Raw genomic sequence first — 13,626 nt, forward strand, 5'->3', positions numbered from 1 at the left:
CCGCCCGGGGAGGCCGGGTCAGACCGAGGCGGTGGCGAGCTTCAGGCTGAAGCCGAGGAAGAGCACCGCGATGGCCGTGGTCCCGGTCGCCGCGAGCCGCCGCCGGCGGTGGAACTGGGCGGCCAGGAAGGTGCCGGTGAGGATCAGCGCGGTCAGGTAGAGCGCGCTGGTCACCTGCGCGATCAGGCCGAGCAGCAGGAACGACAGCGCCGGCCAGGCGTAGCCGGGGTCGACGAACTGGATGAAGAAGGAGATGAAGAAGAGGATCGCCTTGGGGTTGAGCAGGCTGATCACCAGCGCCCGCCGGAACGGGTCGCGCACCGCCGCCGGCTCCGCCGCGTCGATCAGCCGCGGCGCCGCGGGGTCGTTGCGGTCGCGCCAGCGCCGCCAGGCGCCGCGCAGCATGGTCAACCCCAACCACCCGAGGTACGCGGCGCCGGCGTACTTGATCACGAGGAAGAGCGCCGGGTACGCCCGGAGCAGCGACGCCACCCCGGCGGCGGAGAGGATCATCAGCACCGAGTCGCCGACGAACACGCCCCCGGCGGCCCGGTAGCCCGCCCCGACCCCGCGGCGGGCGGCCGTGGACAGCACGAAGAGCGAGTTCGGCCCGGGCAGCAGCACGATCGCCACGGTGCCCAGCACGTACGTCCAGATGTCGGTGATCCCCAGCACGCCGGTCATCATGACGCCACGGGTTCCGCGGGGCGAAGCCGTTCCCGCAGCGTGACCTGTGCGTTTGGCCACTCCGCGGCGAGCATCGAGTAGAGCGCGGAGTCCCGCCAGGTGCCGTCGGCGCGCCGCCGGTTGGACCGCAGCGTCCCCTCCCGGGTCGCGCCGAGCCGTTCGATGGCCCGCTGCGAGCGCTCGTTGAGCGAGCTGGTCTGCCAGGTGACCCGGACGGCGTCGAGCTCCTCGAAGGCCCGGGTGAGCAGCAGCAGCTTGGCCTCGGTGTTGATCCCGGTGCGCCACCAGGGCCGGCCGAGCTGGGTGTAGCCGATCTCCACGGTCCGCAGCTCCTCGTCGGGCTGGTAGTAGGAGGTGGTGCCGACCACCGCCCCGGTCACCGCGCAGCGCTGCACCCAGGGCATCCGCACCCCGCGCCGGTGGGCGTCCAGCGCGGCCCGGATCTGGGCGGCCGTCTCCGCGACGTTTCCCGGGCGGGGGCTGCCGACGTACCGCCAGACCTCCTCGTCGTCGAGGGCGGCGTACAGCTCCTCGGCGTGGGACTCGTCGAGCGGCTCCAGCACGACATGCTCGCCGCGCAGCACCACCGGCTCCAGCCAGGGCGACGGGGCCGCCCGCAGGTACGCCGGCACCGGCGCGGTCACCCCGGCGTCCGGCTCGGGCACGCCGGCGGTGAGCCGCAGCGGCACCACCCCCGCCCAGTACGGCAGGTCGTAGTCGGCCGGCTCGTCGCTCACCCCGGCGGCCCGGATCCGGACCGACACCTCGCGCAGCGGCAACGCCAGCACGGCCGTCTCCGCCAGTTCCCGGCGGTTCGGCGGCCGGCTGTCCGTGCTGCGCCCGGCGCCCAGCTTCTCCACGAGCGCGGTGAGCACCCGGGCCTTCTCCCGCTCGTCGGTGACCAGCCGGGCGGTGCCGTGCGCCACGAGCGACCGGTAGTTGGCGCTGTGGTGGAACTGGGAGCGGCCGAAGACCAGCCCGTCGAGGTGGGTGACCGCGACGCAGATCGCCAGCCCGTCCTCGCCCCGGGCGGCCAGCAGCGGGCGGCTGCCGGTGGAGCCGTGCACGTAGAGGGTGTCGTCGACCCGCACGACAAGGGTGGGCAGGACGCGCGGCTCGCCGTCCACCGTGAAACCGAGCGCGCAGTGGTACGCCTCGTCGAGCAGCGCGTGGGCGGTTTCCCGGTCGTAGTGCATCCGGTCGCGGGTGCGGGTGGCGGTCGTCCGTTCGGTCGCGGGGTACATGCGACATCCCACCTTCGTTCTAGTACAATCTCTGAACTGTGGCAGCACGTTATCAGATCAGCGGCTCCTCCTCGGCGGCGATTTCGGCGAGTGTGGAAACCGGCATCCGGGCCGGCGACCTGGCCCCGGGCGACGCCCTGCCCGCCGTCCGCGCCCTCGCCACCGAGCTGGGCGTCAGCCCGGCCACCGTCGCGAAGGCGTACCAGGAGCTGCGGCAGCGCGGCCTCGTCGCCACCGCCGGCCGGCACGGCACCCGGGTCCGCCCCCGCCCGCCGGTGGCGAGCCGCCGCTCCGCGCTGATGCCCCCGCCGCTGCCCGGCGCCCGCGACGTCTCCGCCGGCAATCCCGACAGCCGGCTGCTGCCGCCGCTCGGCCCGCACCTGGCCGCGCTCGCCGCCGAGTTCCACGCACCCGTCGGGTACGCGGCCAGCGCCGTCCTGCCCGAGCTGGCCGCCGCCGCCCGGGACCGGCTCGCCGCCGACGGGGTGCCGGCCGACGAGATCACCGTGACCGGCGGCGCGCTCGACGGCATCGAACGCCTGCTCACCGCCCACCTGCGCCCCGGCGACGCGGTGGCCGTCGAGGATCCCGGCTGGGCCAACCTGCTCGACCTGGTCGCCGCGCTCGGGCTGCGCGCCATCGGGGTGCCCGTGGACGACGAGGGCCCCACCGCGCCGGGGGTCGGTGCCGCGCTGGCCGCCGGCGCCCGCGCGCTGATCGTCACGAGCCGGGCCCAGAACCCCACCGGCGCCGCCGTCTCCGCCGGCCGGGCCGCCGAGCTGCGCACGCTCCTCGCCGGCCGCCCCGACCTGCTGCTGATCGAGGACGACCACGCCGCCGAGCTGGCCCGCGTACCCCTGCACCCGCTCGCCGGGGCGACCCCGGCGTGGGCCTTCGTCCGGTCGGTGAGCAAGCCCTACGGCCCCGACCTGCGGCTCGCGGTGCTCGCCGGCGACGAGGCCACCGTGGCCCGGGTGGCCGGCCGCGCCCGGGTGGGCGCCGGCTGGGTCTCCACCGTGCTGCAACGCCTGGTCCTGGCGCTCTGGCAGGATCCGGCCACCGCCGGCCTGGTGGGGCGCGCGGCGGAGAGCTACGAGCGGCGGCGCGACGGCCTGGTCGACGCCCTCGCGGCGCGCGGGCTCGCCGCGCACGGGCGGACCGGCATCAACGTCTGGGTGCCGGTGCCGGACGAGACGGTCGCGGTCACCGCCCTGCGGGACGCCGGCTGGTCGGTGGCCCCCGGCGCGCTGAACCGGATCGCCGCCGCGCCCGGCGTGCGGATCACCGTCAGCCGGCTCGACGAGGCCGACCTCGGCCCGCTCGCCGACGCCGTGGCCCGCGCGGTCCGGCCGGCGCCCGCCGGCTTCACCGCCTGAGCCGCGGCATGGCGGGGCCGCCGGCGGGTAACCGCGGCCGGGAGGTGTGGCATGGCTAGGAACGGATCCCGGACCGGTCTCTGGATCGGCGTGGCGGCGGTCGTGATCATCCTGGTGATCATCGCGATCGCGCTGGCCTCGCGCGGCGGTGGCGGCGGCTCCGGATACTGACGCGGGCCCCGGGCGCATCCGGCGTCGATGCCGAAACCGGTATATAAAGCTGGCATGGCCGAGACCGAGAACGCCCCCGGAGCCCAGGAGTTCATCCCGCCGCAGGCGGACACCATCGACGAGCTGCGCGCGGCCGCCACCGGCTGCCGGGGCTGCGAGCTCTACCGGGACGCCTCGCAGACGGTGTTCGGCCGCGGCGACGAGAGCGCCCGGGTGGTCCTCGTCGGTGAGCAGCCCGGCGACATGGAGGACCAGAAGGGGCTGCCGTTCGTCGGCCCGGCCGGCCGACTGCTGCGCAAGGCCGTGGACGACGCCGGCATCGACCCCGGCCACATCTACCTCACCAACGCCGTGAAGCACTTCCGCTTCGAACTGCGCGGCAAGCGGCGGATCCACCAGACGCCCGACCGGGTGCACATCACCGCCTGCCGGCCCTGGCTGGTCGCCGAGTTCGCCCGGCTGCACCCCGAGATCGTGGTGGTGCTCGGCGCCACCGCCGCCAAGGCCCTGCTCGGCCCGGCCTTCCGCGTGACGAAGCAACGCGGCGAGCTGCTGCCCTGGCCGGCCGCCGCCCAGCACCCGGAGGACTTCGCCCGGGTCCCGGTCGACAGCGCCGGCACGGTCGCCGACGCGCCGGAGGCCCGGCTGCTGGCCACCATCCACCCCTCCGCCGTGCTGCGCGCCGACAACCAGGACGTCGCCTACGACGGCCTCGTGAAGGACCTGAAGGTGGCCGCCCGCGCGCTGCGCTAGTCGCGCCCCTGCGAGGTGCAGAGGCAGACCCGGTTGCCGTCGGAGTCCGCGAGCACCCAGAAGTGCGGCGCCGCCGCGTCGCTGACCAGCGTCCCGCCCGCCGCGAGCGCGGCCTCGATGCGCGGCGCCACCTCCGCCGGGTCCACCCACACGTCGGGGTGCCAGCGCTGGCGGGGCTCCTCGCGGCCGGACTCCTGGAACCACACCGTGGGCAGCGCGCCGGCCGGATCGCGCAGCTCGTCGCCGAACCCGGGCCCGGCCAGGTGCTCGACGGCCAGCACCGCCCGCCAGAACGGCAGCACGGCGGCGAAGTCCGGGCTGTCCAGGGCGAGTTCGAGCCGGGACACACCGGTGTGCGCCGGCGACAGGCCGGCCTCCGCCGCGAGCGCGGAGATGGCCCGGGCCAGCCGGACGTCGCGGTCGGTGACGCCGCGCGCGTCGTGCGACCAGAGCCGCACGTCGACGTGGGTGTAGCGCAGATCCAGGTCGGGATGGTGGTCCCGCCGCTCGGCCTCCGCGCCGATGGCGTCCACCAGGGACAGCCCGGCGGCGAAGTCCGGCGTACGGATACGGGTGTGCAGGGCGCCGAGCAGATAGGTCCACCCGTCCAGGCCGGCGTCGGCGATCTGCGTTCCGGTCAGCGTGCTCATCCCGCCATGCTGGCGTATCCCGGGGGCGCTGGACCAGTGCCACGGCGCGCCGGCCGCCCGCTCCACGACCCGCCCGGCTTCGTCCCGGTCACCGGCGCCACCCGGTGGAGCTGAGCGCGGATCACCTCTGGGCAGCGCGGGTCGTCGGTGCCAGACTGGCCGCCATGGAGCAGCATCTCTACGAGCCCGTCCACCAGGAGTTCCGGGACCTGTGCCGGCAGTTCCTCGCCCGGGAGGCCGTGCCGCACCACGAGCGCTGGGAGGCCGACGGGATCGTCGACCGGGAGGTGTGGCGCAAGGCGGGCGCGGCCGGGCTGCTCGGCATGGACGTGGACCCCGAGCACGGCGGCGGCGGGCAGCGCGACTTCCGGTTCAACGCGGTGCTCGACGAGGAGATCGTCGCGGCCGGCTGCAGCGGGCTGGGCTTCGGGCTGCACAACGACGTGGTGGCCCCGTACCTGACCGAGCTGACCACCGACGACCAGCGCAAGCGCTGGCTCCCGGGCTTCTGCTCCGGCGACCTGGTCACCGCCATCGCGATGAGCGAGCCGGGCGCGGGCAGCGACCTGGCCGGCATCCGCACGAGCGCGGTCCGCGACGGCGACAGCTGGGTGCTCAACGGGCAGAAGACGTTCATCACCAACGGCGAGCTGTCCGACCTCGTGGTGGTCGTCGCCAAGACCGCCCCCGACCAGGGCGCGCACGGGGTGAGCCTGATCGTGGTGGAGACCGGCACGCCCGGCTTCGGCCGCGGCCGGCGGCTCGCCAAGGTCGGCCTGAAGGCCAACGACACCGCCGAGCTGTTCTTCGACGACTGCCGGGTGCCGGCGGAGAACCTGATCGGCACCGAGAACCACGGCTTCTACCACCTGATGGGCAACCTGCCCCGGGAGCGGCTGAGCATCGCGGTCGCCGCGGTGGCCGCGGCCGAGAAGCTGCTCGCGCTCACCCTCGACTACGCCCGCTCCCGGGAGGCGTTCGGCCGGCCGATCGGGCGGTTCCAGCACAACCGGTTCCTCCTGGCCGAGCTGGACACCGAGGTCACCATCGCGCGGACGTTCGTCAACCACTGCGTGGCCGAGTTCAACGCCGGCCGGCTCTCGGTGACCGACGCGGCGAAGGCCAAGTGGTGGACCACCGAGCTGCAGAACAGGGTCGCCGACCGCTGCGTGCAGCTGCACGGCGGCTACGGCTTCATGCTGGAGTACCCGGTGGCGAAGGCCTGGCTGGACAGCCGGGTGCAGACGATCTACGGCGGCACCACCGAGATCATGAAGGAGATCATCGGCCGGGGCCTCGGCCTCTAGCGAAACCGGGTGCCCGCGACCGGGTCGGGTGCGGGAGGATGGGTCACCCCTTACTCCCAGGAGCATCCGCCATGGCCACCGACCTGACCACGCCGGCCCCGAGCCGGCTCGACGTCGCCCCGATCCAGCGGCGCACCGTCCGGCTGCTCTTCCTCACCCAGATCATCGGCGGCATCGGCGTCACCATCGGCATCTCGGTCGGCGCGCTGCTCGCCGCCCGGGTCGCCGGCACCGCCCTGGCCGGCGTGGCGCAGAGCGCCGGGGTGGTCGGCGCCGCGCTGCTCGCCGTTCCGGTCACCCGGATCATGACGGCCCGGGGGCGGCGGCCGGGGCTCGTCACCGCGTACCTCGTCGGGGCGGTCGGGGGCGTGCTCGTGGTGGTCTCCACCGTGCTGCACCTGGTGCCGCTGCTCTTCGTCGGCATGCTGCTCTTCGGGGGCGGGACCGCGGCCAACCTCCAGGCCCGCTACACGGCCGTGGACCTGGCCGAGCCGGCCCGCCGGGGGCGCCAGCTCTCGCTGGTCGTCTGGGCCACCACCATCGGCGCGGTGGCGGCGCCGAACTTCGCCGCGCTCGCCGACGCCACCACCCGCGGCTGGGGCCTGCCGGCGCTGGCCGGCCCGTTCGCCTTCAGCGCCGCCGCGTTCGTGCTGGCCGCCGCCGTACTCGCGGTGTTGCTCCGGCCGGACCCGCTGCTCACCGCGCGCCGGCTGGCGGCGGCCGAGACCCCGGTCGGCCCGGGCGCCGCACCGGCGTCGTCGGCCCGGCGTCGCGCGGGCATGGTCGCGGCCTGGCGCACGGTACGCGGGCGGCCCGCCGCCCGCCTCGGCATCGCCGCCGTGGCCGTGGGCCACCTCGTGATGGTCGCCGTGATGTCGATGACCCCGGTACGCCTCGGCGAGTCGCACTCCGACGCGGACGTGCTGCGGGTGGTCGGCATCGTGCTCAGCCTGCACATCGCCGGCATGTACGCGCTCTCCCCGCTGGTCGGCTGGCTCACCGACCGGCTGGGCCGGCGCCCGGTGATCCTCGGCGGGGTGGCCCTGCTGCTGGCCGCCTGCGCGGTCGCCGGCACCGCCGGGCACCACACCCCGCTGCTCTCGGTGGGTCTGGCCCTGCTCGGGCTGGGCTGGTCGGGCACCATGGTGGCCGGCTCGACCCTGCTGTCGGAGTCGGTGCCCACCGCCGACCGGCCCGGCGTGCAGGGCCTGTCCGACCTGGTCATGGGCCTGGCCGGGGCGGGCGCGGCGGCGGCGAGCGGGTTTGTCATGCGGGCCGTGGGTTATCCGACCCTGACCCTGCTGGCGGCGATCGCGGTGGTGCCGCTGGTGGCGCTAGCGTTGCGTCCGGCGCCCGTCGGGGCGGCGGACGAACTCGGGCGTCCCTCGGACGAGGTGCCCGACGAGGAGGAGTGACACGTGCGGCTGACCGACTTCTGGGCGCGGCTGGCGGAGGCGTTCGGGCCGGGCTACGCGACCAGCATCGCCAGCGACCAGGTGCTGTCCCAGCTCGGCGGGCGGACCATCGAGCAGGCCCTGGCGGCGGGGGTGGAGACACACGTGGTGTGGCGCGCGGTCGTCGCCGCGTATCCCGACCGGGTGCCCGCGCGACTACGCTGAGCAGCCTTTTCGCCGGTTCCGCGTGTCGCTTGTCGAGTCGTACACCTGTTCGGCTATTGTCCACAGCGGGGTGCTCGTCCACAGCTCGCGGCCCGTCGGCTGGTTTTCTGTCGGACCCAGCGCCTAGCGTGTCCGCGTGACGCGAAGCTCAGGGAAGACGCCGGCGAAGGCAGGGGTGGCAACGATGGCGGCAGGGCCGGACCGGGAGAAGGCACTCGACCTTGCTCTCGCTCAGATCGACAAGCAGTTCGGCAAGGGTTCAGTGATGCGGCTGGGGGAGCGACCCGTCGTCCAGACGGCGGTCATCCCCACCAGTTCCATCGCGCTCGACGTGGCGCTGGGCGTGGGCGGCCTGCCCCGCGGCCGGGTCGTCGAGATCTACGGTCCCGAGTCCAGCGGTAAGACCACGGTGGCCCTGCACGCGGTGGCCAACGCGCAGCGGGCCGGCGGCATCGCCGCCTTCATCGACGCCGAGCACGCGCTCGACCCGGAATACGCGAAGGCCCTCGGCGTCGACACCGACGCCCTGCTGGTCTCCCAGCCGGACACCGGCGAGCAGGCGCTGGAGATCGCCGACATGCTGGTCCGCTCCGGCGCGATCGACATCATCGTGATCGACTCGGTCGCGGCCCTGGTGCCGCGCGCCGAGATCGAGGGCGAGATGGGCGACAGCCACGTGGGTCTGCAGGCCCGGCTCATGAGCCAGGCGCTCCGGAAGATCACCGGCGTGCTCAACAACACCGGCACCACGGCGATCTTCATCAACCAGCTCCGCGAGAAGATCGGCGTGATGTTCGGCAGCCCGGAGACCACTACCGGTGGTCGGGCGCTCAAGTTCTACGCCTCGGTCCGGCTCGACGTGCGCCGCATCGAGAGCCTCAAGGACGGCACCGACGTGGTCGGCAACCGCACCCGCGTCAAGGTCGTGAAGAACAAGGTCGCCGCGCCGTTCAAGCAGGCCGAGTTCGACATCATGTACGGCAAGGGCATCTCCCGCGAGGGCTCGCTGATCGACGTCGGCGTGGAGCAGGCGATCATCCGCAAGTCCGGCGCCTGGTACACCTACGACGGCGACCAGCTCGGCCAGGGCAAGGAGAAGGCCCGCGAGTTCCTCCGGGAGAACCCGGACGTGGCGGCCGAGATCGAGAAGAAGATCCTGGAGAAGCTCGGCGTCGGCACCGGCGCGGGCGACGCCGCCGGCGGCCCGGAGCTGCCGCCGGTCGACTTCTGATCCCCGGCTGACCCGTGGCAGGACGACGCGCCCGTACGGGGCGGGGCTGGGATGCCAGCCCGCCCCGCACGGGTGACGCCACCAGTCCACCCCGGCCGCGCCGTGGCCGCCGGGGCCGGTCCGAGGAGCCCGATGCCGGGGCGACCCCGGCGCCGCCCCGCGACGAGGCCGAGGTGGCCCGGGAGATCTGCCTTCGGCAGCTCGCGGTCCGGCCGCGCACCCGTGCCGAGCTGGCCGGCGCCCTGGCGAAGCGGGGCATCTCCGAGGAGGTCGCCGACCAGGTCCTCGACCGCTACGACGAGGTCGGCCTCGTCGACGACGCCGCCTTCGCCCGCGCCTGGGTGAGCAGTCGCCACAACGGTCGCGGGCTGGCCCGCCGGGCGCTCGCCAACGAGCTGCGCCAGCGCGGCGTCGACGGTGAGGTGGCCAGCGAGGCTCTCGACGAGCTCGACGAGGAGACCGAGGCGGAGACCGCCCGGGCCCTGGTGGAGCGGAAGCTGCGCGTGACCCGGGGCGCGCCCGACGCGGTGTTCCGTCGCCTGGTCGGCATGCTGGCCCGCAAGGGCTACCCGGCCGGCGTGGCCATCCGGGCCGTCAAGGACGCGCTGGCCGCGCAGAGCGCCGAGGCGGCCGAGTTCGCCGAGCACATCGACGCCGACGCCCTCGCCGACGCCGAGCACGACCTCGACCCGGCCTCCCGCCCCCTCGACTGACCCGCCCGCCCTGGTGATCATGAATTGGTGCCCGGCGCGGTGGCGTGTCGGCGCAACAACTTCATGATCGACTCCTGGGGAGGTGTGCGGCCGTGTTGAAGGCCTGTCTGAACGGGGGACGGGGCAGGCGGGAGCACCCCGCCGTGCCGGTAACGCCGGACGAGTTGGCTGCCGAGGCGGTCCGGTGCGCGGCGGCCGGGGCGGCGGCCGTGCACGTGCACCCGCGCGACGCCGGCGGCGCCGAGTCGCTCGACCCGGGCGTGATCGCGGCGGCGGTCACCGCGATCCGGGCGGCCCGGCCCGGCCTGCCCGTCGGGGTGAGCACCGGCGCCTGGATCGCCCCCGAGCCCGCCGACCGGGTCGCCGCCGTACGCGCCTGGACGGTGCTGCCCGACTTCGCCTCCGTCAACGCCCACGAACCCGGCGCGGCGGCCGTCGCGGCCGCCCTGCACGAGCGGGACGTCATGGTCGAGGCCGGCCTGTGGACGGTGGCCGCGGTCGAGGCCTGGCGCCGCTGGCCGGCGCCGACCGGGCGGGTCCTCGTCGAGTGCCTGGCCGAGGAGCTCGACGTGGCCCTCGCCGACGCCACCGCCATCCTGGCCGCGCTGCCCGCCGACCGCCCGCCCGTGCTGCTGCACGGCGAGGGCCCGGCGACCTGGCCGGTGCTCGCCGAGGCCGTCCGCCGCGGCCTGCACACCCGGATCGGCCTGGAGGACACCCTGCTCCTGCCGGACGGCACCGTGGCCCCGGACAACGTGGCGCTCGTGACGGCGGCCCGAGTCCTCGGCGCCCACTGAGCCGGCAACCGTGCGCCCGCTGGGCTGGTAACCGTGCGCTCGCTGGGTTGGTACCCGTGCGCTCGCTGGGCCGGTGACTGTGCGCCTGCTGGGCCGGTAACCGTGCGCCCGTTGGGCCGGTAACCGTGCGCCCGTTGGGCCGGTAACCGTGCGTCCGCTGGGTCGGTAACCGTGCGCCCGCTGGCTGGCGGTCGTGCGCCCGCTAAGCCGGCGGTTGCGCGAGCGCCGGGTCGGTGACGCGGAAGCAGCGCTTTGGGGCGTCGCTCTGTCGCCATTCCTGCCCTGCCGCTCCTCCGCCTCTCGATGCGCGGCGAGATCTTGGCGAGTTACCGTTCGCCCCGAACGGAAACTCGCCAAGATCTGGTCATGTCGGCGCCCGGAGCGGAGCGCGGGCGCGGTGAGTCGGTCACGACATCAGGTCGCGAGGCGGCGGAAGAGCGCCGGCGGATGCCGCGCCCACCCTCGGCGGAGATCCGGATAGCCGGTGAAACGCGAATCACTCTTGCGGGAAGTGGTGAGCCCGCCGGAGCCGGCGCGAGGTCACCTCGGCAGGTGCCGAGAACGGTCGCCTTGCGGCCCCTGAGCAGGTCGGGAACGTGACCGGGGAGGCCGGGACCGGCGAGGTTTGTCCGGCCGTGTCCGGCATCTGGACACCGCTGCGTGACGTCACAACTTCTCTCCGTCCGGGTGGTTTGATCATGAGTTCTTGACCGAACGGCCCCTGGAGACCTAGCCTCGCCATACAGGCTCACTTTGCCCGACCAGCGCAGGCTAAGCGCACAACATAGATCGCGTAACAGAACAGCATCACTTTGGCCAGCTTCACCGGCCCTTGACGGCAAGCTCCGGACGACCGGTCCGGGGCCGACCGACAACTGCAACCGGCCGCCGGCGATGCCCCGAGGTGGGCACCGCCGACGGAAGCTACCCACAGCCAGCCGCTCCGGTCGGGCGTCCAGAGCCGCAGGTGCGTGCCGTCCGCACGCCGCCTGCGGTGCCGACGTTCAGGGGAGGCAGCCATGGCGGGGCGGCAGAGGTTCACCGGCGGTCTTCCACACGCCGCCGGCCGCTCCTCGCCGGGCGACGGCCCGGACCGAGTTCGGGGTGCGCTGGCTGCCGATCTACGGCACCCGATCGGAGCAGGTAGGCCGGCCCCGATCGAAGCAGGTGGGCCGGCCCCGATCGGAGCAGGTGGGCCGGCCCTGGTCGGAGCAGGTCGGCCGGCCCTGATCGGCGTCGGCGCGCCGGCCCTGGTCGGAGTGGGCGCGCGCCGGCCCGGAGCGGCCGCATGAGCGCCTTCGACGTCGTCATCCTCGCGGTGGTGCTGCTGCTCGTCGTGGTGGTGGTGGGCGCCGTCCTGTTCGGTGTGCGCGCCATGCGCCGGCTCAGTCTCGCGCCCGCACCCGAGGACCCGGCTTTCATCGCCGAGAAGGACCGCCAGGAGCAGTCCCTGGCGGCCCTGCGCAGCGCCGCCGACGAGGCGAACAGCACCATCGACGTGGCGAAGTCGGCCGCCGCCGCGGCCCGTGCCGAGGCGGCCGCCGCCAAGGCCGAGGCGAAGGCGGCCCGGGCCGAGGCCCGGCGGGTGCTCGACGACGCCCGGGCCGAGGCCGACACGGTGCTGGAGCGGGCGCACAAGCAGGCCGAGGCGGACGCCGACCAGCTCCGCGCCGCCGCCCGGCGCAGCGGCGAGCGGGAGGTGGCGGTGCTCGCCGCGACCACCCGTGAGCAGGCCGCCGAGGTCGAGCGGCGGGCGGCCCGGATGGACGAGCGGGAACGGCTGCACACCGAGGAGGTGGAGCGGCTCGCCGAGCGGGAGCGGCAGCTCACCGCCGCGAGCGCCGCACTCGCCGCCCGGGAGGCCGCCCTGGTGGAGCGGGAGCGGGCGCTCGCCGAGGCCGAGGAGCAGCGCCGCCGCGAGCTGGAGCGGGTGGCGGGCCTGACCGCCGACACGGCCCGGGCCGAGCTGGTCGAGTCGATCGAGGGGCAGGCCAAGCGGGAGGCCGCGCTGCTGGTCCGGGAGATCGAGGCCGACGCCCGTGGCACCGCCGAGCAGCGGGCCCGGCACATCGTGGTCGACGCCATCCAGCGGGTGGCCAGCGAGCAGACCGCGGAGAGCGTGGTCAGCGTCCTGCACCTGCCCGGGGACGAGATGAAGGGGCGGATCATCGGCCGGGAGGGACGCAACATCCGCGCCTTCGAGTCGGTCACCGGGGTCAACCTGATCATCGACGACACCCCCGAGGCGGTCCTGCTCTCCTGCTTCGACCCGGTGCGCCGGGAGGTCGGCCGGCTCACCCTGGAGAAGCTGGTGCTCGACGGCCGGATCCACCCGCACCGGATCGAGGAGGTCTACGACCTCGCCCGGCACGAGGTGGAGGAGCTCTGCCACCGGGCCGCCGAGGACGCCCTGGTCGAGGTCGGCATCACCGAGATCCACCCGGAGCTGGTCACCCTGCTGGGTCGGCTGCGCTACCGGACGTCGTACGGGCAGAACGTGCTCAAGCACCTGGTGGAGACCGCGCACATCGCCGGGATCATGGCCGCCGAGCTGCGGCTGGACGTGCCGACGATCAAGCGCTGCGCGTTCCTGCACGACATCGGCAAGGCGCTCACCCACGAGGTGGAGGGCAGCCACGCGATCATCGGCGCCGACCTGGCCCGCAAGTACGGGGAGAGCGAGGACGTGGTGCACGCCATCGAGGCGCACCACAACGAGGTGCCGCCGCAGACCATCGAGGCGGTGCTCACCCAGGCCTCGGACGCCTGCTCGGGCGGGCGGCCGGGGGCGCGGCGGGAGAGCCTGGAGGCGTACGTCAAGCGGCTGGAGCGGATCGAGGAGATCGCGGCCGGCAAGCTCGGCGTGGAGAAGGTCTTCGCCATGCAGGCCGGCCGGGAGATCCGGGTGATGGTCAAGCCGGAGGACGTCGACGACATCGGCGCGGCGGTGCTGGCCCGGGACGTGGCCAAGCAGATCGAGGAGGAGCTGACCTACCCCGGTCAGATCCGGGTGACCGTGGTCCGCGAGTCCCGGGTCACCGAGATCGCCCGCTGACGACAGGGAATGCGAAAGGCCGG

Annotated in this window: 12 protein-coding genes; 9 read left to right on the forward strand and 3 right to left on the reverse strand. The window is 74.5% G+C overall.

Annotated elements, in window-relative coordinates; genetic code table 11:
- Positions 1–18 precede the first annotated feature (18 nt).
- Entirely contained in the window at positions 19–687 is a 669-nt protein-coding gene (gene leuE, locus ABZ452_RS13155) for a leucine efflux protein LeuE (protein ID WP_357942100.1), read from the reverse strand.
- Positions 684–1,931, reverse strand: a complete 1,248-nt coding sequence (locus tag ABZ452_RS13160; RefSeq protein ID WP_357942102.1) for a bifunctional pyridoxamine 5'-phosphate oxidase family protein/GNAT family N-acetyltransferase — start codon at positions 1,929–1,931, stop codon at positions 684–686. Before ABZ452_RS13160 ends, leuE begins: the two co-directional genes overlap by 4 nt.
- 38 nt (positions 1,932–1,969) lie before the next feature.
- Here ABZ452_RS13160 and ABZ452_RS13165 point away from each other — a divergent pair, with 38 nt between their 5' ends.
- Both ABZ452_RS13165 and ABZ452_RS13170 read left to right on the forward strand, forming a co-directional pair.
- Positions 1,970–3,307 (forward strand): aminotransferase class I/II-fold pyridoxal phosphate-dependent enzyme, encoded by a 1,338-nt coding sequence (locus ABZ452_RS13165; protein ID WP_357942104.1) that lies wholly within the window; start codon positions 1,970–1,972, stop codon positions 3,305–3,307.
- Between the two features lie 225 nt (positions 3,308–3,532).
- Positions 3,533–4,231: a UdgX family uracil-DNA binding protein gene (locus tag ABZ452_RS13170; RefSeq protein ID WP_357942106.1), complete on the forward strand. Its 699-nt coding sequence runs from the start codon at positions 3,533–3,535 to the stop codon at positions 4,229–4,231.
- On the opposite strand, the gene ABZ452_RS13175 is transcribed toward ABZ452_RS13170, so the two are convergent.
- Positions 4,228–4,881: a 4a-hydroxytetrahydrobiopterin dehydratase gene (locus tag ABZ452_RS13175; protein WP_357942108.1), complete on the reverse strand. Its 654-nt coding sequence runs from the start codon at positions 4,879–4,881 to the stop codon at positions 4,228–4,230. The genes ABZ452_RS13170 and ABZ452_RS13175 overlap by 4 nt on opposite strands.
- A 164-nt stretch (positions 4,882–5,045) precedes the next feature.
- Here ABZ452_RS13175 and ABZ452_RS13180 point away from each other — a divergent pair, with 164 nt between their 5' ends.
- From ABZ452_RS13180 to rny, 7 genes are all read left to right on the forward strand, one after another.
- Entirely contained in the window at positions 5,046–6,188 is a 1,143-nt protein-coding gene (locus tag ABZ452_RS13180; protein WP_357942110.1) for an acyl-CoA dehydrogenase family protein, read from the forward strand.
- Positions 6,189–6,259: 71 nt separating this feature from the next.
- Positions 6,260–7,603, forward strand: a complete 1,344-nt coding sequence (locus tag ABZ452_RS13185) for an MFS transporter (protein WP_357942112.1) — start codon at positions 6,260–6,262, stop codon at positions 7,601–7,603.
- 3 nt (positions 7,604–7,606) lie between these two features.
- On the forward strand, positions 7,607–7,807 hold the full coding sequence (locus ABZ452_RS13190; RefSeq protein WP_355060932.1) for a DUF3046 domain-containing protein: 201 nt from the start codon (positions 7,607–7,609) through the stop codon (positions 7,805–7,807).
- Positions 7,808–7,991: 184 nt separating this feature from the next.
- The gene (gene recA / locus ABZ452_RS13195; RefSeq protein WP_091269420.1) at positions 7,992–9,038 is read left to right on the forward strand and encodes a recombinase RecA; all 1,047 of its coding nucleotides are present in this window, start codon (positions 7,992–7,994) and stop codon (positions 9,036–9,038) included.
- Positions 9,039–9,052: 14 nt separating this feature from the next.
- Positions 9,053–9,751 carry a regulatory protein RecX gene (locus ABZ452_RS13200; protein ID WP_357942115.1) on the forward strand — a complete coding sequence of 233 codons (699 nt, stop codon included), beginning with the start codon at positions 9,053–9,055 and terminating at the stop codon, positions 9,749–9,751.
- 92 nt (positions 9,752–9,843) lie between these two features.
- Positions 9,844–10,548 (forward strand): 3-keto-5-aminohexanoate cleavage protein, encoded by a 705-nt coding sequence (locus ABZ452_RS13205; protein WP_357942117.1) that lies wholly within the window; start codon positions 9,844–9,846, stop codon positions 10,546–10,548.
- 1,288 nt (positions 10,549–11,836) lie between these two features.
- Positions 11,837–13,603, forward strand: coding sequence for a ribonuclease Y (rny, locus tag ABZ452_RS13210; RefSeq protein ID WP_357942119.1), 1,767 nt, complete (start codon positions 11,837–11,839; stop codon positions 13,601–13,603).
- The last annotated feature ends 23 nt before the right edge of the window (positions 13,604–13,626 follow it).

The organism is Micromonospora sp. NPDC005707 (assembly GCF_040631005.1).
Taxonomy (GTDB): Bacteria; Actinomycetota; Actinomycetes; order Mycobacteriales; family Micromonosporaceae; genus Micromonospora.